This window comes from Rathayibacter sp. PhB152, assembly GCF_003751395.1.
In the GTDB taxonomy this organism is placed as follows: domain Bacteria; phylum Actinomycetota; class Actinomycetes; order Actinomycetales; family Microbacteriaceae; genus Rathayibacter; species Rathayibacter festucae.
Genome location: NZ_RJUT01000006.1, coordinates 193,545 through 216,398, shown reverse-complemented (window position 1 = coordinate 216,398; position 22,854 = coordinate 193,545). Strand labels below are relative to the sequence as shown.

Below are 22,854 nucleotides of genomic sequence, written 5' to 3'. Positions count from 1 at the left end.
AGTGCGGGGAGAGAGCGGGGCGAGAGTGTGGGGCGAGAGAGGGTCGAGCGGCCGGGCGCCTAGGCGCTGCGGCCGAAGAGCTCGGAGACGATGTCGACCAGCTCGCGCGCGGGCGGGTCGACGGCGGTGAGCAGCGGGGCGGTGGCGAGGTCGGCTCCCGCCGAGGCGGCGAGCGAGGCGAAGTAGCCGGGGGCGAGGAGGTAGGTGGAGACGAGCACGCGGGCGCCGGGGTGGGCGGCGCGCTCGGCGGCCACCGCCTCCGGGACGCGCGGCTCGGCGGCCGAGATGAAGGAGACGGCGACCTCGCGGCCGAGCTCGGCGGCCAGGAGGCGGCCGGTGGCCCAGCAGTCGGCGACCGCGCCGGCGTCGCTCGAGCCGGCCGCGGCCAGCACCACGCGGTCGCCGTCGGCGAGACCGGCCTCGCGCAGCCGACGGGCCAGCACGCGGGCGAGCCGCGGATCCGGGCCCAGGGCGCCGGTCACGCGGACGGGGCGGTCCGCCTCCGCCGCGGCCTCGGCGAGGTCGACGTGCACGTGGTAGCCGGCCGAGAGCAGCAGCGGCACGACGACGGCCGGGCGGTCGGGCTCGAGGGTGCCGAGGGAGGCCGGAACGTCGGGCTGCTGCACGTCGACGAAGGAGTCGAGGACGTCCGCCGCGGGGTTCGCCTCGCGGACCGCCTGGACCAGCGCGGCGACCGCGGTGCGGCCGTCGTCGTCGGAGGTGCCGTGCGAGGCGCAGACCAGCGCGGTCCGCTGGGCGACCTCGATCACTCCGCCCGTCTCCCGCACGCTCCAGGCGGCGAGGTGCAGCCGTGGCGAGGTGTAGCAGACCCCCGTCTCGAGGTCGAAGACGTCCTTGTGCAGGGGCGAGGCGATCGTCGCGCGCTGCACGCCGTCGACCGCGCGGGAGCCGACGATGCCCCGGGAGAGCACGGCCGCACCGGTCGCCGGGTCGAGGTTCGAGACGGCGAAGACGCGGCCGTCGGGGAGGAGGAACAGCGCGAGCTGCACACCGCCGACGAGCGCGGCCTCGCCCCAGAGCGGCTCCAGCTCGAGCCGGTTGCAGACGGGGACCCAGGTGGCGGCCGGAGCGGTGCGGGCCGTCGCGGGGCCGGCGGTGACCTGCTGATCGAGGAGGGTCATCGTCCCGCCTTCCGAGAGGAGTGCTGCCCGCGGCCGGTCGGCGGCGGTGAGCCCCACGGTAGAGAGCGCAGGTTTCGCGGGAGCACCCCTCCGGAGTCACGGGCGTAACGAAGCCCTCACGATGCCGGTCCGCTGTCGTGAGAGGTCGGTCACACGACGTTACGCAGGGGCAACGGGGGCGAAACCGCGCCTGCCTACGGTGGAGCCCATGACATCCCGAGGTGCGATCCCCACCGGCCCCCGACGCGTGCTCGTCGTCGGCGCCGGCCCCGCCGCCCACCGCCTGGTCGACGCGCTCGTCGCCCGCGCCGGCGCCACCGCCCTCGAGATCACGGTCTTCGGCGAGGAGGCGCACCACCCCTACGACCGCGTCGCCCTCTCCAAGCGCCTCGAGGGGATGACCGACCTCACCCTCGGCGACGGCGCGCTCTGGGAGGCGGCGACGCTCGTCACCTCCTCCCGCGTCGTGGCGCTCGACCCGGAGCACTGCCGCGTGCAGCTCGCCGACGGCCGCTGGTTCGAGGGCGACGAGATCGTGCTGGCCACCGGCTCCTCCGCCACCGTGCCGCCGATCGAGGGCGCCGAGCACGGCCGCGTCTACCGCACCCTCGAGGACGTCGACGGCCTCGTCGCCGACCTCGCCGCCTTCCGCGCCCGCCGCGGCCGCCCGGCGAGCGTCGTCGTGGTCGGCGGCGGACTGCTCGGCCTCGAGGCCGCGGGCGGCGCGCACCGGCTCGGCGCGCGCACCGCGCTGATCCACTCCGGCCGCTGGCTGATGAGCGCCCAGCTCGACGAGGGCGCGGGGCAGGCGCTCGGCCGCATCATCGCCGCGCAGGGCGTCACCCTGCACCTCGGCAACCGCCCCACCGCCGTCCTCACCTCGCCGCAGGGCACGGTGCTCGGTGTGACGATGACCGACGGCACCAGCATCGGCGCCGACATGGTCGTCTTCTCGATCGGCATCACGGCGCGCGACGAGCTCGCCCGCGCGGTCGGCATCGAGGTCGCGCCCCGCGGCGGCGTCGTCGTCGACGAGGCCTGCCGCACCAGCCGCCCGCACGTCTGGGCGATCGGCGAGGTCGCCGCGATCGACGGCCGCACCGTCGGCCTCGTCGCTTCGGCCAACGCGATGGCCGAGGTCGTCGCCGACCGCCTGCTGGGCGGCGACGCCACCTTCCCGGGCGTGGACGACGCCACCAAGCTCAAGCTCTCCGGGGTCGAGGTCGCCAGCTTCGGCGACGCGCTCGGCGCGGGGGAGGGGGCGCTCGAGGTCGTCTACGCCGACCCCGCCCGCGGGCTCTACCAGAAGATCGTCGTCTCGGACGACGCGCGCACCCTGCTGGGCGGCATGTTCGTCGGCGACGCGGGCCCCTACTCCTCGCTCCGCCCGCTGCTCGGCCGCGAACTGCCGGCGGAGCCCAGCGCCTACCTCGCGGCGGCCGGCGGCGAGGCGCCCTCGGGCGACCTGCCCGACGACGCTCAGCTCTGCTCCTGCAACAACGTCTCCGTCGGCGACGTCCGCCACGCGATCGGCGAGGGCTGCACCGAGCTCGGCCCGCTGAAGGCCTGCACCCGCGCCGGCACCCAGTGCGGCTCCTGCGTGCCGCTGGTGAAGAAGCTGCTCGACACCGAGCTGACCCGCGCCGGCGTCGAGGTCTCGCGCGCGCTCTGCGAGCACGTCTCGCTCAGCCGCAGCGAGCTGTTCGAGTCGGTCCGGATCCTCGGCCTGTCCTCGGCCGAGCAGGTGATGGAGCGCTTCGGCTCGGGCCTGGGCTGCGACGTCTGCAAGCCGGTGATCGCCTCCGTGCTCGCGACCCAGACCAACGGCTACATCCTCGACGCCGGCCAGGCGCCGCTCCAGGACACCAACGACCGCGCGCTCGCCAACATGCAGAAGGACGGCACCTACTCCGTCGTCCCGCGGGTGCCGGGCGGCGAGATCACGCCGGCGAAGCTCAAGGTGATCGCCGAGGTCGCCGAGCAGTACGGCCTCTACACGAAGATCACCGGCGGCCAGCGGATCGACATGTTCGGCGCGCGCCTCGAGCAGCTCCCCGAGATCTGGCGCATCCTCGTCGACGCCGGGATGGAGTCGGGCCAGGCCTACGGCAAGTCGCTGCGCACCGTGAAGTCCTGCGTCGGCTCGACCTGGTGCCGCTACGGCGTGCAGGACGCGGTCGGCATGGCGATCCACCTGGAGGAGCGCTACCGCGGCCTGCGCTCGCCGCACAAGTTCAAGCTCGGGGTCAGCGGCTGCGCCCGGGAGTGCGCCGAGGCGCGCGGGAAGGACATCGGCGTGATCGCGACCGACACCGGCTGGAACCTCTACGTCGGCGGCAACGGCGGCTACCAGCCCGCCCACGCCCAGCTGCTCGCGCAGGACCTCGACGACGAGACGCTCGTGCGCTACATCGACCGCTACGTCATGTACTACGTCCGCACCGCCGAGCGGCTGCAGCGGACGGCGCGCTGGCAGGAGGACCTGCCCGGCGGCCTCGACCACGTCAAGGAGGTGGTCTGCGAGGACTCGCTCGGGATCGCGGCCGAGCTGGAGGCGGCGATGGCGACCCACGTCGACACCTACGTGGACGAGTGGGCGGCGACGCTCGCGGACCCGGACCGGCTGCGGCGCTTCCGCTCGTTCGTCAACGCGCCCGACACCGCGGATCCGCGGGTGAGCACCGTGCGCGAGCGCGGGCAGAGCCGGCCGGCGGGGCGCGACGAGCGCTCGGACGGGCCGGTGCTCGTGGCCGGGACGTCGATCCCGATCGGGCCGGGCGCGGTCTCGGTCGTGGGGCCGTCGGCGTCGGTGCCGGCACCCGCGACGCTCGCGCCGTTCGCTCCCACCGGCTCCGCTGGGTCCTCCGCCTCCTCCGTGCCCGGATCGGAGGCGTGATGCAGCTCTCCGTCGACCTCACCGGCCGCCGCGTCCTCGTCGTCGGCAGCGTCGCCGGCACCCGCCGCGTCCTCGCTCGCTACCGCGCGGCCGGCGCGCGGGTCGAGCGCTGGGATGCGGACGACGCGCTGTGCCTGCGCCTCGCCTCCGCGTCGCTCCTCCCCGCGGCCCGTCCCGCCCTGCTCGCCTGGGTCGAGGGGGCCGCGTCCCTCCGCTCGGCCGCGGCCGCGGAGGCCGCCCGCCACGGCGTCTGGGTCGTCGACGAGGCGCCCGCCGAGTGCCGCTCCGTCGGCCGTGTGAGCATCGTCGGCGGCGGACCCGGCGACCCCGAGCTGATGACGCTCGCCGCGCACCGGGCCCTCCGCGAGGCCGACGTCGTGCTCTTCGACCGCCTCGGCCCGCACGACGGCCTCGCCGACTGGGCGCCCGGCGCCGAGCTGATCGACGTCGGCAAGACCCCCGGCCACCACGCCGTGCCGCAGCACGAGATCGAGCGGCTGATGGTCTCCCGCGCCCTCGATGGGCTCGACGTCGTCCGGCTGAAGGGCGGCGACCCGTTCGTCTTCGGCCGCGGGTCGGAGGAGGTGCGCGCCTGCCGCGTCGCCGGCGTCCCGTACACGATCGTCCCCGGCGTCACCAGCGCGATCTCGGTGCCCGCCGCGGCCGGCATTCCGGTCACCCACCGCGAGGTCAGCCGCGCGTTCACCGTGGTCTCGGGCCACGCGCCGTTCAGCGAGGAGGAGCTCGGCCACCTGGCCGGGCTCGGCGGGACGCTGGTCGTGCTGATGGGCGTGAACACGCTCCCACACCTCGTCGCCGGGCTGCAGCGCGCGGGGATGACCGCCAACATGCCGCTGGCGATCGTCGAGCGCGGCTGGTCGCACGCCCAGCGCACCACGGTCTCCTCGGTCGGCGGGGTGCTCGGCCTGCTCGCCGAGCTGGCGCCGCGCTCGCCCGCGGTCATCGTCATCGGCGAGGTCGTGCGCCAGGCGGCGTGCGATGATTCTCAGGATCCCGAGAGCATCGCCCGCGCGGTCGATGCGCTCACCCTGTGACCGCCCGAGGGGGCCGCTGATGACCGGCACCGAGGCGAGCGGCGAGGCGAGCGGCGCTGTCGCGACCGCCGCTCCCGGCGCCGACGGGCCCGATCCCGACGCCGCGTCGCCCGGCTTCCGGGCCGACCAGCTCGTCGGCTTCCGCATCGGCGTCACCTCCGACCGCCGCTCCGAGGACCTGATCGCCGCCTTCGAGCGCCGCGGCGCCGACGTCACCCACGCCCCCACCATCCGTATGCGCGGCGTCGACACCGAGGGCGTCCTCGAGGCGGAGACCCGCGCGATCGTCGCCGCCCGCCCCGACGTGCTGCTCGCGACCACCTCCTACGGCATGCGCCGCTGGCTCGAGGCGGCCGACGCCGCCGGCCTCGGCGACGACCTGACCGACGCGCTCTCCGACGCCCGGATCCTCGTCCGCGGCCCGAAGGCGCGCGGGGCGATCCGCGCCGCCGGCCTCGACGACCACGGCATGAGCGAGCGCGAGACCACCACCTCCCTCGTCGACCTGGCCCTGCGCGAGGGCGCCGCCGGCCGCACCGTCGCGGTCCAGCTGCACGGCTTCACCGACCCGGCGCAGCTGCAGCGCCTCACCGACGCCGGCGCGACCGTGCTCACCGCCGCCCCCTACCGCTGGAGCGCCCACGAGGACTCGGCCCGCGTCCTCCGGCTCATCGAGGCGATCTGCTGCGGCGGCCTCGACGCCGTCACCTTCACCAGCGCGCCCGCCGTCGAGGCGCTGTTCACCGTCGCGGAGGCGGCCGGCCGGCTCGACGAGCTCCAGGCCGCCTTCCGCGAGACCGTCGTCGCGGCCGCCGTCGGCCCGGTCACCGCGGCGCCGCTCGTCGAGGCGCAGATCCTGCCGATCGTCCCCGACCGGTTCCGGATGGGCGCGCTCATCCGCCTCACCTGCGAGCACCTCGAGCAGTCCGCCCCCCGCCTCGACACCGAATTCGGCCCCCTCGAGCTGCGCGGCCGGCACGCCGTGCTCGCGGGCACCCGCGTCGCCCTCACCCCCGTCGCCCTCGCCCTCTTCCGCACCCTGGTCGCCGCCGAGGGCGCCACCGTCGCCCGCGCCGTCCTCGCCGCCGCCGCCCCCGAGCCCCTCGACGACCACGCCGTCGACGTCGCCATCAGCCGCCTCCGCCAGGCCCTCCCGGAGCCGCGCCTCGTCGCCACGGTGATCAAGCGCGGCTTCCGCCTCGCCACCCCCCTGTAGGCCCGCGCGCCTCCGCACGCTCGGCCATTCGGCACTTTCTGCTGGAATGCGGGGGGCGAAGCAACGGAAAGCGGCGAACGGATCACAGGTCGGGGGCCGAAGCAGCAGAAAGTGGCGAACGGGTCAGGGGTCCGGGCGCCAGCCCGCGTCGAGGAGGCGGGCGCGGACGCGGGCGGCGCAACCTGCGGGGTCGCGCAGGAACGAGGCCGCGGCGATGCGGACGATCGAGAAGCCGGCGGCCGCGAGGCGCTCGTAGCGGATCAGGTCGCGGTCCCACTGCACGCGGTCCGTGCGGTGCTGGTCGCCCTCGTACTCGCCGCCGACCTTCCAGCGCGGGTAGAGCGTGTCCAGCCGGCCGATGAAGCCGGCCGCGTCGTGCACCGGGACCTGGAGCTCCGGCTCGGGCAGGCCCGCCTCGAGGAGCGCCAGCCGGAACTCCGTCTCCTTCCGCGACTCCGCACCTGAGCGGACGAGGGTGAGCGCCCGCCTGGCAGCGGGAGCTCCCGGTCCGCGGTACGCGGCGACGCGAGCCTCGAGGGCGCCGCGGGCGACCCACGGTCGACGGTCGCCCGCGGCCTGGCGGAAGGGCTCGCGGAGGAGCGCGTCGCCGACCGCCACCAGGTCCGCGAGCCGGAGGATCGGCGCGAGGTGGCAGAACAGGCTCGCGCCGTCGGTCAGGCGGAGCCCGTGCCGGACCACGGCGCGCACCTCCGGATCGGCGATCGAGTGGCCGATCACACCGCGGCGCCTCGGCGCTCGCCCTGGGTGGCGGACGGCCACGTGGAGCGGCTCGTCGTCCTGTTCGCGCGGGAGCTCGAGCGGCCAGAGCCTGGCGGCGGTGAGGTGACTGAAGACGACGCCGTCTCCGAGCACGGTCGAGAGCGCCCACGCGCGCGCCGCGACGGTCGTCGCCGATCCTCGCGGCACGCGGACCCCCGAGAAGGGAGCCTCGAGGTCCGCTGCTCTCAGCCGGGCGCCCGATACCCCTTCCGTGCCGGCGCGAGCGGCCGAGAACGGCCGTCCTTCGAGCTCGCGGGGGAGAGGTGCAGGTCGACGCATCGCAGCAGAGTGCCCGGTCTCGAGCCCTCCCCGCTCGAGTTCTCCACAGGCCGACCCGGCGAGCGCACCGCTGCCAGACTGGAGCGCATGAGCAGCGGAGCCCAGAGAGTGATCATCGCGCCCGACTCCTTCAAGGGGTCGGCGACCGCCGTCGAGGTGGCGGAGGCGCTCGCCGAGGGCTGGCGCGGCGAGCGGCCGGACGACGAGCTGGTGCTCGCGCCGATGGCCGACGGCGGCGAGGGCACGGTCGACGCGTTCGCGGTCGCGGTGCCGGAGGCGCAGCGCCACGCGCTCACCGTGGTCGGCCCGGACGACCGCCCGGTCGAGACGGCCTGGCTGCTGCTGCCGGACGGCACCGCGGTGGTCGAGCTCGCCTCTGCGAGCGGCATCACGCTGCTCGACCCGCTGCGCCCGCTCACCGCGCACACCCGCGGCTTCGGCCGGGCGATCGCCGCCGCGCTCGACGCCGGCGCGCAGGCGCTGCTGCTCGCGATCGGCGGCAGCTCGTCCACCGACGGCGGCGTCGGGGCGCTGCGCGAGCTCGGCGCGCGCTTCCTCACCGTGTCCGGGCACGACCTCGGCGACGGCGGCGGCGCGCTGCACGAGCTCGCGGTCGTCGACCGGCGCGCGCTGCGCCCCGTCCCCGCCGGCGGCGCACGGATCCTCAGCGACGTCACGAACCCGCTGCTCGGCGACTCCGGGGCCGCGCACGTCTTCGGACCGCAGAAGGGCGCGAGCCTCGACGACGTGCTGCGCCTCGACGACGGCCTGCGCCACCTCGCCGCGCACCTGGACGCCGACCCGGAGGAGGCCGGCACGGGTGCGGCGGGCGGCACCGGCTTCGGCCTGCTCGCGTGGGGCGCGCGGCTGGCTCCCGGCTCGGCTGCGGTCGGCGAGGCGCTCGGGCTGCCGGCGCTTGTCGCGGGTGCGGACGTGGTCCTCACCGGTGAAGGGCGCTTCGACGCGCAGTCGATGGCGGGCAAGGTCCCCTCCTACCTGCTCGGACTGGCGGAGGCGGCGGGCGCCCGCACGATGCTGGTCGCCGGGGCGATCCAGGCGCCGACCACCGCGTTCGCCGCGGCGGGCTCGCTCACCGAGGCGGCGGGGTCGGCGGCGGCGGCCATCGCCGACCCGCTGCCGCACCTGCGGGCCGTCGCGGCGGAGCTGGCGCGCCGCGCGTCCTGACGGCGCGTGGCGGCGATGTCGGCCCTGCCGGTGCGGCTGCCCGAGTGCTCGGGGCGGTGCGTGACGGCTGCGTGGAGACCCGCCGCGGCCACTCCGACGGCGTCCGTCCGCACCCGCGGGTGTCGGTGGTCGGCCGTAGCGTCGAGCCATGGATCTCGCAGCACCCCGACCCCTAGATGTAGTGGTCGGCGTGCGTCCCGGCACCCGCATGTCGGGCATGCCGACACGCCGGGGAGCGTTGTACCCAGGGAACGGATCGCGACTGTCCACAGCGGTGGATAACTCCAGAAGATCCGCGTCCTTCCGCGGGTCCGCGGGCCCCGGCCTGTGGATGGATCGGGGGAGGACCGGTGGATAACTACACGGATGTAACTACTACTCCTAGTGGGCTGCCGCCGGGCCGCCCACTATATGTAGTATTGCTGAGCAGGTCGGGCCGAGAGGCCCATCGGCACCGCCGCTCGGTCTCCGAGCGCCCCGCACCACTCCACATCAGAACTCCCCACGACCGCCTCCCCGCCCGCCCGGACCCCCGGCGCGGCACCGGATCCGGCCCTCGGGACACCTCCTTCCGAAAGGACGACACCCATGGCTGTGACGGTCTACACCAAGCCCTCCTGCGTGCAGTGCACCGCGACCTACCGGGCCCTCGACAGCAAGGGCATCGACTACGAGATCTTCGACCTCTCCGTCGACGAGAAGGCCCTCGACGCCGTCAAGGCCCTCGGCTACCTCCAGGCGCCGGTCGTCATCACGGACGACGATCACTGGTCCGGCTTCCGCCCCGACAAGATCTCCGCCCTCTGAGCCGTCTGAACGGCGATCTGCGGCGTTGTCGTCGGGCGCCGTAGCGCCGCTACGGCTTCCTCCTCCGCCTTGCAGCTCACCGTCCAGCCGCCTCAGAGCAGGTGCTGACGGAGATGCGGCGGCAGGAGCAGAGCACACAGCTTCGCCGGTCCGGGTGCGCAGGTTCTGCCCCGGGCCGGCGGAGGATCCGCGGGAGCGGGTCCGCAAGCGCCCGCGAGGGCGGACGACGGAAGGACGGGGGAGGCGCGCGATGAGCGGACTCGTGTACTTCTCGAGCAGCTCGGGCAACACCCACCGCTTCATGCAGAAGCTCGGGCGGCCCGCGCAGCAGATCCCCCTGCACTCCCGGCGGGACGGCGCCGCGGTCGACACGCTCCACGTCGACGAGCCGTACGTGCTCGTGCTCCCCACCTACGGCGGGGGCAACGGCGGGGGAGCGGTCCCCAAGCAGGTCATCCGCTTCCTGAACGTCCCGCGCAACCGCGCCCTGCTCCGCGGTGTCATCGGCGCCGGCAACACCAACTTCGGCGAGGCCTACTGCCTCGCCGGCGACATCATCGCCCGCAAGTGCGAGGTGCCGCATCTCTACCGTTTCGAAGTATTCGGCACACCCGACGACGTCCGCGCCGTCGACGAAGGATTGGACTCGTTTTGGACGCAGCAGTGATCGACGCCCCCCGGGACGCCGCGCAGATGGACTACCACTCGCTCAACGCGATGCTGAACCTGTACGGCCCGAACGGGGAGATCCAGTTCGACAAGGACCGCGAGGCGGCGCGCGAGTACTTCCTGCAGCACGTCAACCAGAACACCGTCTTCTTCCACTCCCTCAAGGAGCGCCTCGACTACCTGGTCGAGAAGGAGTATTACGAGAAGGCCGTCCTCGACCAGTACTCGTTCGACTTCATCCAGGAGCTGAACGACCTCGCCTACTCGAAGAAGTTCCGCTTCGCGACCTTCCTCGGCGCCTTCAAGTACTACACGTCGTACACGCTGAAGACCTTCGACGGGAAGCGCTACCTCGAGCGCTTCGAGGACCGCGTCGTCATGTCGGCCCTCGGGCTCGCCCAGGGCGACGAGAAGCTCGCGATCGCCCTCGTCGAGGAGATCGTCGCCGGCCGCTTCCAGCCCGCGACCCCCACCTTCCTCAACACGGGCAAGGCGCAGCGCGGCGAGCTCGTCTCCTGCTTCCTCCTCCGCATCGAGGACAACATGGAGTCGATCGCCCGCGGCATCAACTCCGCGCTGCAGCTCTCCAAGCGCGGCGGCGGCGTCGCCCTCTCGCTCTCCAACATCCGCGAGGCCGGCGCCCCGATCAAGCAGATCGAGAACCAGTCCTCCGGCATCATCCCCGTGATGAAGCTCCTCGAGGACAGCTTCAGCTACGCGAACCAGCTCGGCGCCCGCCAGGGTGCGGGAGCGGTGTACCTCTCGGCGCACCACCCGGACATCCTGCGCTTCCTCGACACCAAGCGCGAGAACGCCGACGAGAAGATCCGCATCAAGACGCTCTCCCTCGGCGTCGTCGTGCCCGACATCACGTTCGAGCTCGCGAAGAACAACGAGGACATGTACCTCTTCTCCCCGTACGACGTCGAGCGCGTCTACGGCCTGCCCTTCGGCGACATCTCGATCTCCGAGAAGTACCGCGAGATGGTCGACGACCCGCGCATCAAGAAGACCAAGATCTCGGCGCGCGAGTTCTTCCAGACCATCGCGGAGATCCAGTTCGAGTCGGGCTACCCCTACATCGTGTTCGAGGACACGGTGAACAAGGCGAACCCGATCAAGGGCCGCATCAACATGTCCAACCTGTGCTCCGAGATCCTCCAGGTCAACACCCCCACGACCTACAACGAGGACCTCTCCTACAACAGCATCGGCAAGGACATCTCCTGCAACCTCGGCTCGCTGAACATCGCGCTGACGATGGACTCGCCCGACTTCGGCCGCACCATCGAGACCGCGATCCGCGGCCTCACCTCGGTGTCCGACCAGTCGCACATCACCTCGGTGCGCTCGATCGAGGACGGCAACGACAAGTCGCACGCCATCGGCCTCGGCCAGATGAACCTGCACGGCTACCTCGCCCGCGAGCGGATCCACTACGGGTCCGAGGAGGGCATCGACTTCACCAACATCTACTTCTACTCGGTGCTCTTCCACGCCCTGCGCGCATCGAACAGCATCTCGATCGAGCGCGGCACGACCTTCGAGGGCTTCGCCGATTCGAAGTACGCCTCGGGCGAGTTCTTCGACACCTACACCGAGAAGGAGTGGGCGCCCGCCACCGAGCGCGTCTCCCGCCTCTTCTCCGAGGCCGGCATCGCCGTCCCCACCCAGGACGACTGGCGCGCGCTCAAGGCCTCGGTCATGGAGCACGGCATCTACAACCAGAACCTGCAGGCCGTCCCGCCGACCGGCTCGATCTCGTACATCAACAACTCGACGTCCTCGATCCACCCGATCGCGTCGAAGATCGAGATCCGCAAGGAGGGCAAGCTCGGCCGCGTCTACTACCCGGCGCCGTTCATGACGAACGACAACCTGGAGTACTACCAGGACGCGTACGAGATCGGCTACGAGAAGATCATCGACACCTACGCCGCGGCGACGCAGCACGTCGACCAGGGCCTCTCGCTCACCCTGTTCTTCAAGGACACCGCGACCACCCGCGACATCAACCGCGCGCAGATCTACGCCTGGCGCAAGGGCATCAAGACCATCTACTACATCCGTCTCCGCCAGCTCGCGCTGGAGGGCACGGAGGTCGACGGCTGCGTCAGCTGCATGCTGTAACGTCCCCCGTCGATCCCCCGACAGTCTCGAACGACCTACCCGCACGAAGAAGAGATCATGACTCCCCCTGAGAAGCTCAAGCTGGTCAGCCACGTCGACGCCATCAACTGGAACCGCATCCAGGACGACAAGGACGTGGAGGTCTGGAACCGCCTCACGAGCAACTTCTGGCTGCCCGAGAAGGTCCCGCTGTCCAACGACATCCAGTCGTGGAACACGCTGACCCACGACGAGCAGCAGCTCACGATGCGCGTGTTCACGGGCCTGACCCTGCTCGACACCATCCAGGGCACGGTCGGCGCCGTCTCGCTGATCCCCGATGCGCTCACCCCACACGAGGAGGCCGTCTACACGAACATCGCGTTCATGGAGTCGGTGCACGCGAAGTCGTACTCCTCGGTGTTCTCGACCCTGTCGAACACCCAGGACATCGACGAGGCGTTCCGCTGGTCGGTCGAGAACCCGAACCTGCAGAAGAAGGCGTCCATCGTCATGGATTACTACCGCGGCGACGACCCGCTGAAGCGGAAGGTCGCCTCCACGCTGCTGGAGTCGTTCCTCTTCTACTCCGGCTTCTACCTGCCGATGTACTGGTCCTCGCGCGCCAAGCTCACCAACACCGCGGACTTGGTGCGCCTGATCATCCGCGACGAGGCCGTGCACGGCTACTACATCGGCTACAAGTTCCAGAAGGGACTCGAGCTGGTCGACCAGGCCAAGCGCGACGAGATCAAGGACTACACCTTCTCGCTGCTCTACGAGCTCTACGACAACGAGGCGCAGTACACCCAGGACCTCTACGACCAGCTCGGCCTGACCGAGGACGTCAAGAAGTTCCTGCACTACAACGCCAACAAGGCCCTGATGAATCTCGGCTACGAGCCGATGTTCCCCAAGCAGGTCACCGATGTGAACCCCGCGATCCTGTCGGCCCTCTCGCCCAACGCGGACGAGAACCACGACTTCTTCTCGGGCTCCGGCTCCTCCTACGTGATCGGCAAGGCCGTGAACACCGAGGACGAGGACTGGGACTTCTAGGCGTCGACACCACGTCCCGGCCTTCACGGCGAACGGCTCCTCCCCTCCCGGGCGAGGAGCCGTTCCTCGACTCCGGGGTCGGCCCGCGGAGGTTCTTCGCGTCATCCGTCCCGCCGCGACGCAGCGAGGCGGAACTGCTCAGAGCGGTACTGCCTCCTGGCGTATCGCGCGGACGACCTCGTTGTCGCGATCGTCGACGACGACGTCGACCGGGAAGCCGAGCAGCTCCGCGGCCCGACCGCGGAAAGCCGCGAGACCGAGGAAGTCGACGGTGGGATCGGCGCTGACGAGCAGGTCGATGTCGCTGCGCTCGTGATCGGTGCCGCGGACCGTCGAGCCGAAGACGCGGGCGTCGTGCAATCCGTGTTCGGCCGCGAGGGCTCGCACCTGGTCGGCGAGCAGTTCGAGAGCCAGCGAGGGACGAAGGCGCGCCGCATCGAGAATCCGAGTGAGCTGCTCCGGGCCCACTCGCCGAACTCCCGACTCGATCGCAGCGAGATCGGACTGCCGGAGCCCGGCGGCGCGGGCGAGTGCGTTCTGCGACAGGCCGATGTCCTGGCGGGCGCGGTGCACCACCTCGGAGGAGTCGAGCGAGCCTGTTTGCACGTCCGACACGGTAAGGGACGGAGCATCGTCATGGCGAAGTGGCGCGAGGCCTCTCGTCGACGGGCCGATCACTGCCGATCGAGGACTCGCTCCGCGCCGCACGACGAGCGGCTCCATGTTGGTCGAGTAGCCCCGCAGGGGCGTATCGAGACCCGCCGTCCTCAGAAGGTGGGTCTGCACACCGTCGTCCGACGCTGGTGGATCTCGATACGCCCGCTCCGCGGGCTACTCGATCAGCATGAAGCGCGGCCATCACTGCTTCTCGGCGTGATCACTTCAGCGGCAGCCACATCAGCACCCGCGGAAAGCCGTTGAGCACCGAGGTGGTGTCGGCCGCGTGCGAGAAGCCGGCCTTCTCGAAGAGGGCGCGGGTGCCGACGTAGGCCATCGTCTGCTCGACCTTCGCGCCGGCGTTGTCGACGGGGTAGCCCTCGATCGCCGGGGCGCCGTGCGCGCGGGCGAAGTCGACGGCGCCGGCGAGCAGGGCGTGCGAGATCCCGCGCCTGCGGAAGCCGGGGCGGACGCGGATGCACCAGACGCTCCAGACGTCGAGGTCGTCGACGTGCGGGATCCTCCGGTTCTTCGCGTAGCTGGTGTCGGCGCGGCGATGCACGGCGGCCCAGCCCGCCACCTCGCCGCCGTCGTAGGCGAGGACGCCGGGCGGCGGATCCTGCGCGACGAGCTCGCGCATCCGCTCGCCGCGCGCCGGGCCGCGGAGGGCGTTGTTCTCGGTGGAGGAGAGCAGCCGGTAGCTCAGGCACCAGCACACGCTCGCGTCGGGCCGCTTCGGGCCGTTCATCGTGGCCAGGTCGTCGAAGACGGTGGCCGGGCGCACCTCGATCGTCATGGCGGCAGCCTCCCACCGCGGCCTCTCCCCGGCAAGGCGCTCGATTCACCACTCCGGCGCATGAATCGCACCAGCACCCCCTGTTGGACGGCGCACGGGCGGCGCCCGTACCGTGGACGAGGTATCCAACGAAGGAGCACTCCCTTGAAGCACGTCCCCCTCGGCGCCTCCGGCCTCGACTCCCCGAACGTCGTCCTCGGCCTCATGCGCATCCCCGACATGACCGACGACGCCATCCGCGACCTCGTCCGCACCGCCCGCGACTCCGGTATCGACTTCTTCGATCACGCCGACGTCTACGGCGGCGAGCTGCACCGCTGCGAGGAGCGCTTCGCCGAGGCGTTGGCGCTCACCCCGTCCGAGCGCGAGCAGGTCGTCCTGCAGACCAAGGCCGGCATCGTCGGCGACGGCCCGTACTTCGACTTCTCGTACGAGCACCTGATGCAGTCGGTCGAGGGCTCGCTGAAGGCGCTCCGCACCGACTACATCGACGTGCTCCTGCTGCACCGCCCCGACGCGCTGGTCGAGCCCGACGAGGTCGCCCGCGCCTTCGACGAGCTGCACGCCGCCGGCAAGGTCAAGCACTTCGGCGTCTCCAACCAGACGCCGTACCAGATCGAGCTGCTGAAGAAGTCGCTGAACCAGCCGATCGTCGCGAACCAGCTGCAGCTCTCGATCACGCACTCGCCGATGATCGCGCAGGGCGTGGCGTCGAACATGATCGCCGAGGACCAGTCGGTGATGCGCGACGCGGGCATCCTCGACTACTGCCGCCTCAACGACATCACCGTGCAGGCCTGGTCGCCGTTCCAGAGCGGCTTCTTCACCGGCGTCTTCCTCGACAACCCCGAGTACGGCGAGCTGAACGCGGTCCTCGACCGCCTCGCCGCCCAGTACGACGTCCCGCCCCTCGCCGTCGCGACCGCCTGGATCACCCGCCACCCGGCGAAGATGCAGGTCGTCCTCGGCACGACGAACGAGCAGCGCGTGCGCGATGCAGCCCTCGGCTCCGACCTGCCGCTCACGCGGCCGGAGTGGTATGAGCTGTTCCGCGCCGCGGGCCACATCGTCCCCTAGAGCTCCCACCCCGGAGAAACGCGCGTCGGCGCACAGGGAGGCACGGACCGGATAGGGTCCGTGCCTCCTCTCCGTCTGCCCCCCCCTCCGCGAGATGCCACTTGCGTACGCGACACGCCGCAGAAGGCGTGCACAAGTGGCATCTCGCGGGCGGGAATAGGGGAGGGCCCCCTGCGTTGAACTTGAGTGCAAGTGACTCAACTCTTTCAGGAGGACTGGTGCCCGACAACTACAACGAGGCCGGAGCGAGCTCGTTCGACGACTTCCTCGCCCGCTACCTCGACGGTGAGCGCGCCCGCGCGGCGCGGTCCATCGACCTCAGCCGCTTCCTCAGCGCACGCACCCAGAGCATCCTGCAGTCCGCAGGGCGCTTCGCTCTCGAGCGCGGCCAGACCGAGCTCGACGCCCTGCACGTGCTGCGGGTCCTCGTCGACGACGAGGCCGTGTCGCAGGCGGTCCGCCGCATCGGCGTCGACCCCGGCGCCATCGCGACCGCCACGGAGGCGCGCCTGCCGCAGGCGAGCGAGGCCCCGGCCTCGCAGAACGCGGCGACCATCACCCCGAGCGCCCAGCGCGCGCTCTTCCACTCCTACCAGGTCGCCCGCTCCAGCGGCTCGACCTACATCGACCCCGAGCACCTCTTCTTCGCGCTCGTGCTCGGCCAGGACACGCCCGCCGGGCAGGTCCTCGCTCGCGCCGGCGTGACCGCGGAGGCGCTCACCCAGGGCCTGCGCGAGACGGTCGCCGGCGAGCAGCCCGTCCCGGAGCAGGGCGCGCCCGCGTCCGAGACCCCGATGCTCGACAAGTTCGGCACCGACCTCACCGAGCTCGCCCGCGAGGGCCGGCTCGACCCGGTGATCGGCCGCTCCGACGAGATCGAGCAGGCCGTCGAGATCCTCAGCCGCCGCACCAAGAACAACCCGGTGCTCGTCGGCGAGGCCGGCGTCGGCAAGACCGCGGTCGTCGAGGGCCTGGCCCGCGCGATCGTGGCCGGCGAGGTGCCCGAGCAGCTGCGCGACAAGCGCGTCGTCTCGCTCGACCTGCCCGCCATGCTCGCGGGCACCCGCTACCGCGGCGACTTCGAGGAGCGCCTCACCACGACGATGGACGAGATCGCGGCCCACTCGGGCGAGCTGATCGTCTTCATCGACGAGGTGCACACCGTCGTCGGCGCCGGTGGCGCGGGCGAGGGGGGGATGGACGCGGGGAACATCCTCAAGCCGCGGCTGGCCCGCGGCGAGTTGCACCTGATCGGCGCGACCACGCTCAAGGAGTACCGCACCATCGAGAAGGACCCGGCCCTCGAGCGCCGGTTCCAGCCGGTGCGCATCGGCGAGCCGAGCATCGAGGACGCCGTGGCGATCCTGCACGGCCTGCGCGGCGCCTACGAGGAGCACCACCGCGTCGCCTTCACCGACGACGCCCTGCGCGCCTCCGTCGAGCTCTCCGCCCGCTACCTGCCCGACCGGGTGCTGCCCGACAAGGCGATCGACCTGATCGACCAGGCCGGCGCACGTCTGCGCCTGAAGCTCGGCGCGGGTGTCGACACCGACGCCCTGCTCGCGCGGCTCGCCACCCTCGAGGGCGACAAGAACGCGGCCGTCTCGGCCGAGCACTACGAGGAGGCGTCGCGTCTGCGCGACGAGATCACCGCGGTCCAGGCGTCGCTCGACGCGGCGACCGCCGGCGGAGCCGTCTCGCAGGAGGCGGTCGTCGGCGAGGCCGAGATCGCCGCGGTCGTCGCCCGTGCCACCGGCATCCCGGTGTCGCGGCTGACCGAGGGGGAGCGCGACCGGCTCGCGCAGCTCGAGACGGAGCTGCACCAGCGCGTCATCGGCCAGGACGCCGCGGTCGCCGCGGTCGCCCGCGCCGTCCGCCGCAGCCGGACCGGGATGGGCGACTCGTCGCGGCCCGTCGGCTCGTTCCTCTTCCTCGGCCCGACCGGCGTCGGCAAGACGGAGCTCGCCCGCACGCTGGCCGGCTCGCTGTTCGCCGACGAGCAGTCGGTGATCCGCTTCGACATGAGCGAGTTCGGCGAGCGGCACACCGTCTCGCGACTGGTCGGCTCCCCTCCCGGGTACGTCGGCTACGACGAGGCCGGTCAGCTGACCGAGCGCGTGCGCCGGAACCCCTACTCGGTCGTGCTCTTCGACGAGATCGAGAAGGCGCACCCGGACGTCTTCAACCTGCTCCTGCAGGTGCTCGACGACGGACGCCTGACCGACGGTCAGGGCCGCACGGTGGACTTCCGGAACACGGTGATCATCATGACCTCGAACCTGGGGTCGGAGTTCCTCGCCTCGCGCTCCGGTGCGCTCGGCTTCGTCGCGCAGAGCGACGAGTCGGCCGAGGGCTTCGCCTCGGAGAAGGACCTGCACGATCGCGTGATGGGCCGGCTCCGCGAGGCGATGCGACCGGAGTTCCTCAACCGGATCGACGAGATCGTGCTCTTCCGCCGGCTCGGCCGTGCGCAGCTGCGCGAGATCGTCGGCCTGGTGCTCGAGGCCAGCCGTGAGCGGCTCGCCTCGCGCGACGTCTCGCTCGAGGTCTCCGAGGCCGCGGTCGACTGGCTCGCCGAGCACGGCTACGAGCCGCAGTACGGCGCCCGGCCGCTCCGCCGCCTGGTGCAGCGCTGGGTCGACGACCGCATCGCCGATCTGTTCGTCTCCGGCGACGTGACCGACGGCGGCGCCGTGCGCGTCGACGCCGTCGCCGGCGACCTGGTCGTCACCTCGAAGGCGACCCTCCCCCTGGCAGCCTGACCGCCTAGTGAGCGGACGCCCCCGGCGTCCCTCCTGCGAGATGCCACTTGTGCACGCTTTTCACGGCGTGTCGCGTGCACAAGTGGCATCTCGCGGAGGGGGAGGCCGGGGGTTTCGTGCGTCCGGGGGCTTTGCGGGGGCAGGTGTCGAGTGGTTGCGGGGGGTCGCGCGGGTGGGTAGACACGAGGGACGAGAACCGGAGGCACGATGTCGAACCCCCGCTATTACGACCCGGTGGGCAGGGCGATCCGAGCGCTGCTGGTCATCAGCTTCGTCTGCTTCGGTCTCGCCGCCGGCTTCTTCGCGCTCGACATCGTGATGCCCGGCAGCATGACCGACGCGCACCGGCCGTGGTCGGAGGCGAGCGGCGGGCTGGCCTGCTTCGGGATCGCGGCGCTCATCGTGCACTACGCGACCGCCGCCATCGTCGGCGCGTTGCGCGGCCGCGGCTGACGACCCCCCCCGTCGGCCGCAGCAGGGAGTCGTCTGTCCGGAACAGGACTCTTGCTCCCCGTGACCATCCTCGGTCTCGAGAAATCACCAAGAGCATGAACGCTGATGTTCCATAGGCCAAAAGGGAAGAGAGTTCGTCTGCATCCTGTAGCGGAGTATCGCTCTGGTGTCGACCGTGACGGATCAGAGTGAATAAGTGGTCAGTGGCACGAAGGACCTGACTGGCTTGACCATTTCGCATATCTTTCTGAGGATGGACTGGTCGACCAGATGTAGTTGTACACCACCAGATTTCCGTCGTTCTGCATGTCGAGAGATAAGCCCGGGCCGGCATTGCAGTTGTCGGTCTGAGAAGACCAGAGTGTGGTACTCCCGCGGTAGATGACGACATTCCCATCTTTCTGGAACACTATTCTCGTCGCCCCCTTGCCGGCGGTTCCAGACTGCCACACGGGGCTGGAGCCGTTGCGGTACACGACCAGGTTGCCATCGCTCTGGAAGACAAGTCGATACTCTCCGCTCGTCGACGTGAGTCGCATCTTCAACGTGCCGTTGGCATACGTGCAGCCGTTCGAGATGTTCCACATGAAGGTGCTGTCACCAGTGCCGATGACGCAATATGGATATCCGCCCCAACCGGACGGATTCGAGTAGTCCGCCGCCGCTCCCGGCGCAAACATTGCCGAAATGACGAGCGACAATGACGCCAAGAGGGCGGAGCGCCGAGCTGTAACAAACGTTCTCGGAGCTGGGTTCGTCGCTTTCGCGCTCGCTCGGAATTTGTTTCGCATCGTTCAGACCCCCAAAGTCTCAGCTTCGACCTGCTTCTAGTCGCCGAAAGGTGAGAAAAAATCTACCGTCGAGGAAGGTATGAGGAAACCTCCCCTTTTGGGTGTCGTGCAAGCTCACCTCGACCGAGCGAGGACTTTCAAACGAGGCCATTTGGACCCCAACCGGTTGAACGGCCCACGTGGACCGCGTCGCTGGTACGAGAGCTAGCTGCAGAAGTCTGCAGACCTGGCGTGCTGGGGACGGTGGGTCTCGATACGCCCCTGCGGGGCTGCTCGACCAGCATGCAGGCGGGGGCGGGTCGATCGTTCGGCTCGGCCTCGGGCTCGGCCTCGGGCACGCGGAAACGGCTCCGGCTCGCGGGAACCGGGGGGTCCTGCGAGCCGGAGGCGGATTCACGTGCCGGAGCTGAGGGCTACGGGCACTTCTTCGCGGTGATGGCGACGCGGAGGGTGGCGTCGGGGGAGACGCCGGTGCCGCCGGCGGGGTCCTGGCCGGTGACCTGGCCGGCGTCGGGGGCGTTGCCGTTCTCGGTGCAGGACAGGGTGATCTTGGAGAAGCCGGCCGAGGCGAACGCGGCCTTGGCGGTCTCGAGGTCCTGACCCACCACGTTCGGCACCGTCTGCTGACCGGCCGCGGGGGCGGCCGGAGCGGCGGGTTCCGCGGTCGGAGCGGGAGCGGGTGCCGGGCCCGAACTCGGGATGATCGTCACCGTGGTGCCGCGGGTCGCGGTGCCGGAGGGGCTCTGGCGGACGACCGTGCCGGACGCGGCCGAGTTCGCCTCGGCGGCCCCCTCGCTCACGCTGAAGCCGGCCGACTCGAGCTTCGCCCGGGCGTCGCCGACCGACAGGCCGGTCACGTCGGGGACGTTGACTCGCGGCACGACCTGCAGCGAGCCGTCGGCCTCGGGGAACGCCGTGCCGCCGTAGCGGGCATCGGCTGCGCGCATCACGACGGGCCAGATCCGGTGCCGGGCGGTCGCGGCGGAGCCGGTGTCGAACGAATAGCGTCCGAGGCGGAGGTTCGCGTCGCCCTTGATGTTGAAGACGCCGACCGCGGTTGCAACACGGGTGCTCGCGCCGGTCATCCAGGTCGCTTTCGCGTCATCGGTCGTCCCGGTCTTGCCGATCAGCGGGATGCCGTCGCCGGTTCGCGACTGGTAGGCGGTGCCGTTACCGGAGAACGTCGACTGCAGGGCGATCGCCGCCGTCGCGGCGACGTTGCGGTCGATCGACTGGCGGCAGTTCGCTGCAGGGACAGGCTGCTCGGCGCCGGTCGCATCGACGATCTTGTCGATCGCGATCGAGTCGCACGTCGATCCGCCGGAGGCGATGGTGGCGAAGGCGCCAGCCATCGAGAGCGGGGAGACGTCGTTCGTCCCTAGCACGGAGCCGGGGTTGTGCTCGAGCTCCTCGCCGCTGCCCTGCTTGACGCCCATGTCGACCGCCGTGTTGCGGATCGCACAGAGGTCGAGTTCGCGGGCCATGCCGACGAAGCCGGTGTTGAGGGAGGTCCGGGTGAAGTCGACGGCGGTGCCGATCTGGCCGTTCCCGCCCTCGTCGTTCTTGGCGCTGGTCGAGGCGACGTAGTTCGTGCCCCCGGGCGCGCAAGAATCTTCGAAGGACCCCCAGATGGGCTTCCGGGTCCCGTCCACGGACTCGTTGATGCTGTGCCCCTCCTTCAGCCACTCCACCAGGGTGAAGAGCTTGTAGGTGGAGCCGGGCTGGATGCCCGAGGAGCCGCCGTAGGCGCGGTCGGTGCTGAGGTTGATGGCGCTGTAGGAGGGGTCGGCCGCGAGGACGTCCGGGTCCTGCGAGTACTTCTTGTTCTGCGTCATCGCGAGGACGCGGCCGGAGCCGACCTCGACGCTGACGGAGACCGCTCCGACATCGAAGTTCCAGGTCTGCGGGACCTGCGCGTTGACGGCGGCGACGGCCGCGTTCTGCAGGTCGACGTCGAGCGTCGTGTAGACGTCGAGGCCGCCGCGGCGGAAGTTCGTCCAGCGGGTGTCCTCGTCGTCGCCGAACACCGGGTCGTTCTTGAGGATGTTCGTGACGTAGTCGCAGAAGTAGCCCGCGTCGCCGGCGGTGGAGCAGCCGGTGCTCGGCTCGGTGATCTGCGGCTCGATCGGCGACGCGATGGCGGCGTCGTGATCCTCCTGCGAGATCTTCCCCTCCTCCAGCATCTTGCCGATGATGTAGTCGCGGCGGTCCTTGTTGCGCAGGTAGCCGTTCGCGGCGCCGTTGTCGGGGTTGTCCGGCTGGTCGAGGCGGAGCACGGCCGGGTTGTTCACGATCGCGATGAGGCTGGCGGCCTGGGCGACGGTGAGGTTCGCGGCGGTGGTGTTGTAGTAGTAGTTGGCGGCGGTCTCGATGCCGTAGGTGGTGCCGCCGAAGAAGGCGATGTTCAGGTAGCCCTGGAGGATCTGGTCCTTCGAGTACTCCTTCTCGAGGCCGATCGCGAGCTTCATCTCGCGGAGCTTGCGCTCGGGGGAGGTGCGCGTCGCGGCGTCGATGGCGGCGGCGCGCTCGGCCTCGTCGGTGATGTTGCGGACGGCCTTCTCGACCAGCACGTTCTTCACGTACTGCTGGGTGATGGAGGAGCCGCCCTGAGTGTCGTTGCCGAGGACGTAGGTCTGCGCGACGGCGCGCAGGGTGCCGGGGAGGTCGACTCCGCCGTGCTCGTAGAAGCGGGGGTCCTCGCCGGAGACGGCGGCGTCCTTGGCGAACTGCGAGATCTGGTCCAGCGGGACCTCGATGCGGTTCTCGACGTAGAAGGAGGCGAGCAGCTGCGGGGAGCCGTCGGCGCGGGTCGCGTAGATGTTGCTCTTCTCGGAGAGCTTGTCGACCTCGAGGTACTCGGGGAGACCGTCGAACACTCCGATGGACTGGTTCGCGGCGACGCCGGCGATCGCCACGGCAGGAGTGACGGTGGCGGTCACGAGGACTCCTGCCACGACACTCATGCCGAGGAAGCCCACGACCGCCTTGATCACGCCACCGGTTGTCCTGCTGTCGGACGCCAAACCTTCTCCTTCGGGTCACCCCCGATCATCGCGACGGCCGCCGCCGACGCCCCGGACGCCCATCTGCGCCGGGTCAACCCCGACAGACTAACCCGAGA

The 22,854-nt window shown here is 71.1% G+C and carries 17 protein-coding genes; 11 read left to right on the top strand and 6 right to left on the bottom strand.

Annotated features, from left to right (window positions below):
• Positions 1 to 59: 59 nt before the first annotated feature.
• A complete protein-coding gene (gene nirD, locus EDF36_RS15360) occupies positions 60 to 1,142 on the bottom strand; it encodes a nitrite reductase small subunit NirD (RefSeq protein ID WP_123733670.1) in 1,083 nt (360 codons plus the stop codon).
• Between the two features lie 208 nt (positions 1,143 to 1,350).
• Here nirD and nirB point away from each other — a divergent pair, with 208 nt between their 5' ends.
• The 3 genes from nirB to EDF36_RS15345 are packed head-to-tail and all read left to right on the top strand — an operon-like array spanning position 1,351 to position 6,309.
• Positions 1,351 to 4,038 (top strand): nitrite reductase large subunit NirB, encoded by a 2,688-nt coding sequence (nirB, locus tag EDF36_RS15355; RefSeq protein ID WP_123733669.1) that lies wholly within the window; start codon positions 1,351 to 1,353, stop codon positions 4,036 to 4,038.
• Positions 4,038 to 5,093, top strand: coding sequence for a uroporphyrinogen-III C-methyltransferase (gene cobA, locus EDF36_RS15350; RefSeq protein ID WP_123733668.1), 1,056 nt, complete (start codon positions 4,038 to 4,040; stop codon positions 5,091 to 5,093). The genes nirB and cobA overlap by 1 nt, the downstream gene beginning before the upstream one ends.
• 19 nt (positions 5,094 to 5,112) lie before the next feature.
• A complete protein-coding gene (locus EDF36_RS15345; RefSeq protein ID WP_123733667.1) occupies positions 5,113 to 6,309 on the top strand; it encodes a uroporphyrinogen-III synthase in 1,197 nt (398 codons plus the stop codon).
• A 123-nt stretch (positions 6,310 to 6,432) separates the two neighbouring features.
• Here the strand turns inward: EDF36_RS15345 and EDF36_RS15340 are convergent, their stop codons facing one another.
• Positions 6,433 to 7,236: a hypothetical protein gene (locus EDF36_RS15340; RefSeq protein ID WP_221181672.1), complete on the bottom strand. Its 804-nt coding sequence runs from the start codon at positions 7,234 to 7,236 to the stop codon at positions 6,433 to 6,435.
• Positions 7,237 to 7,455: 219 nt separating this feature from the next.
• Here EDF36_RS15340 and EDF36_RS15335 point away from each other — a divergent pair, with 219 nt between their 5' ends.
• The 5 genes from EDF36_RS15335 (at position 7,456) to nrdF (ending at position 13,197) form a co-directional block, all read left to right on the top strand.
• Complete coding sequence (locus tag EDF36_RS15335) at positions 7,456 to 8,553, top strand: glycerate kinase (protein WP_123733666.1); 1,098 nt, start codon at positions 7,456 to 7,458, stop codon at positions 8,551 to 8,553.
• Between the two features lie 588 nt (positions 8,554 to 9,141).
• Positions 9,142 to 9,360: a glutaredoxin-like protein NrdH gene (gene nrdH / locus EDF36_RS15330; RefSeq protein ID WP_123447771.1), complete on the top strand. Its 219-nt coding sequence runs from the start codon at positions 9,142 to 9,144 to the stop codon at positions 9,358 to 9,360.
• A 250-nt stretch (positions 9,361 to 9,610) separates the two neighbouring features.
• Positions 9,611 to 10,027 (top strand): class Ib ribonucleoside-diphosphate reductase assembly flavoprotein NrdI, encoded by a 417-nt coding sequence (gene nrdI / locus EDF36_RS15325; protein ID WP_123447770.1) that lies wholly within the window; start codon positions 9,611 to 9,613, stop codon positions 10,025 to 10,027.
• 26 nt (positions 10,028 to 10,053) lie between these two features.
• The gene (nrdE, locus tag EDF36_RS15320; protein WP_123447869.1) at positions 10,054 to 12,159 is read left to right on the top strand and encodes a class 1b ribonucleoside-diphosphate reductase subunit alpha; all 2,106 of its coding nucleotides are present in this window, start codon (positions 10,054 to 10,056) and stop codon (positions 12,157 to 12,159) included.
• Between the two features lie 57 nt (positions 12,160 to 12,216).
• Complete coding sequence (nrdF, locus tag EDF36_RS15315; RefSeq protein ID WP_123447769.1) at positions 12,217 to 13,197, top strand: class 1b ribonucleoside-diphosphate reductase subunit beta; 981 nt, start codon at positions 12,217 to 12,219, stop codon at positions 13,195 to 13,197.
• Between the two features lie 138 nt (positions 13,198 to 13,335).
• On the opposite strand, the gene EDF36_RS15310 is transcribed toward nrdF, so the two are convergent.
• Together EDF36_RS15310 and EDF36_RS15305 are read right to left on the bottom strand one after the other, a co-directional pair.
• Complete coding sequence (locus EDF36_RS15310) at positions 13,336 to 13,920, bottom strand: nucleotidyltransferase domain-containing protein (protein WP_148060057.1); 585 nt, start codon at positions 13,918 to 13,920, stop codon at positions 13,336 to 13,338.
• 154 nt (positions 13,921 to 14,074) lie between these two features.
• Positions 14,075 to 14,650: a GNAT family N-acetyltransferase gene (locus EDF36_RS15305; protein ID WP_123733664.1), complete on the bottom strand. Its 576-nt coding sequence runs from the start codon at positions 14,648 to 14,650 to the stop codon at positions 14,075 to 14,077.
• Between the two features lie 144 nt (positions 14,651 to 14,794).
• On the opposite strand from EDF36_RS15305, the gene EDF36_RS15300 reads away from it, so the two are divergent.
• From EDF36_RS15300 to EDF36_RS15290, 3 genes are all read left to right on the top strand, one after another.
• Entirely contained in the window at positions 14,795 to 15,727 is a 933-nt protein-coding gene (locus EDF36_RS15300; RefSeq protein ID WP_260300739.1) for an aldo/keto reductase family oxidoreductase, read from the top strand.
• Positions 15,728 to 15,945: 218 nt separating this feature from the next.
• Complete coding sequence (locus tag EDF36_RS15295) at positions 15,946 to 18,489, top strand: ATP-dependent Clp protease ATP-binding subunit (protein ID WP_123733662.1); 2,544 nt, start codon at positions 15,946 to 15,948, stop codon at positions 18,487 to 18,489.
• Between the two features lie 207 nt (positions 18,490 to 18,696).
• Positions 18,697 to 18,942: a hypothetical protein gene (locus tag EDF36_RS15290; RefSeq protein ID WP_123733661.1), complete on the top strand. Its 246-nt coding sequence runs from the start codon at positions 18,697 to 18,699 to the stop codon at positions 18,940 to 18,942.
• A gap of 200 nt (positions 18,943 to 19,142) precedes the next feature.
• Here the strand turns inward: EDF36_RS15290 and EDF36_RS15285 are convergent, their stop codons facing one another.
• Complete coding sequence (locus EDF36_RS15285; protein WP_185020501.1) at positions 19,143 to 19,622, bottom strand: hypothetical protein; 480 nt, start codon at positions 19,620 to 19,622, stop codon at positions 19,143 to 19,145.
• A 524-nt stretch (positions 19,623 to 20,146) separates the two neighbouring features.
• Entirely contained in the window at positions 20,147 to 22,756 is a 2,610-nt protein-coding gene (locus EDF36_RS15280; protein WP_148060056.1) for a transglycosylase domain-containing protein, read from the bottom strand.
• Positions 22,757 to 22,854: the final 98 nt, after the last annotated feature.

Excerpts from the sequence above, each read along its gene's own strand:
- nirD (WP_123733670.1), bottom strand. The coding sequence starts at position 1,142 with ATGACCCTCCTCGATCAGCAGGTCACCGCCGGCCCCGCGACGGCCCGC.
- nirB (WP_123733669.1), top strand. The coding sequence starts at position 1,351 with ATGACATCCCGAGGTGCGATCCCCACCGGCCCCCGACGCGTGCTCGTC.
- cobA (WP_123733668.1), top strand. The coding sequence starts at position 4,038 with ATGCAGCTCTCCGTCGACCTCACCGGCCGCCGCGTCCTCGTCGTCGGC.
- EDF36_RS15345 (WP_123733667.1), top strand. The coding sequence starts at position 5,113 with ATGACCGGCACCGAGGCGAGCGGCGAGGCGAGCGGCGCTGTCGCGACC.
- EDF36_RS15335 (WP_123733666.1), top strand. The coding sequence starts at position 7,456 with ATGAGCAGCGGAGCCCAGAGAGTGATCATCGCGCCCGACTCCTTCAAG.
- nrdH (WP_123447771.1), top strand. The coding sequence starts at position 9,142 with ATGGCTGTGACGGTCTACACCAAGCCCTCCTGCGTGCAGTGCACCGCG.
- nrdI (WP_123447770.1), top strand. The coding sequence starts at position 9,611 with ATGAGCGGACTCGTGTACTTCTCGAGCAGCTCGGGCAACACCCACCGC.
- nrdE (WP_123447869.1), top strand. The coding sequence starts at position 10,054 with ATGGACTACCACTCGCTCAACGCGATGCTGAACCTGTACGGCCCGAAC.
- nrdF (WP_123447769.1), top strand. The coding sequence starts at position 12,217 with ATGACTCCCCCTGAGAAGCTCAAGCTGGTCAGCCACGTCGACGCCATC.
- EDF36_RS15310 (WP_148060057.1), bottom strand. The coding sequence starts at position 13,920 with ATGGAGCCGCTCGTCGTGCGGCGCGGAGCGAGTCCTCGATCGGCAGTG.
- EDF36_RS15305 (WP_123733664.1), bottom strand. The coding sequence starts at position 14,650 with ATGACGATCGAGGTGCGCCCGGCCACCGTCTTCGACGACCTGGCCACG.
- EDF36_RS15290 (WP_123733661.1), top strand. The coding sequence starts at position 18,697 with ATGTCGAACCCCCGCTATTACGACCCGGTGGGCAGGGCGATCCGAGCG.
- EDF36_RS15285 (WP_185020501.1), bottom strand. The coding sequence starts at position 19,622 with ATGTTTGCGCCGGGAGCGGCGGCGGACTACTCGAATCCGTCCGGTTGG.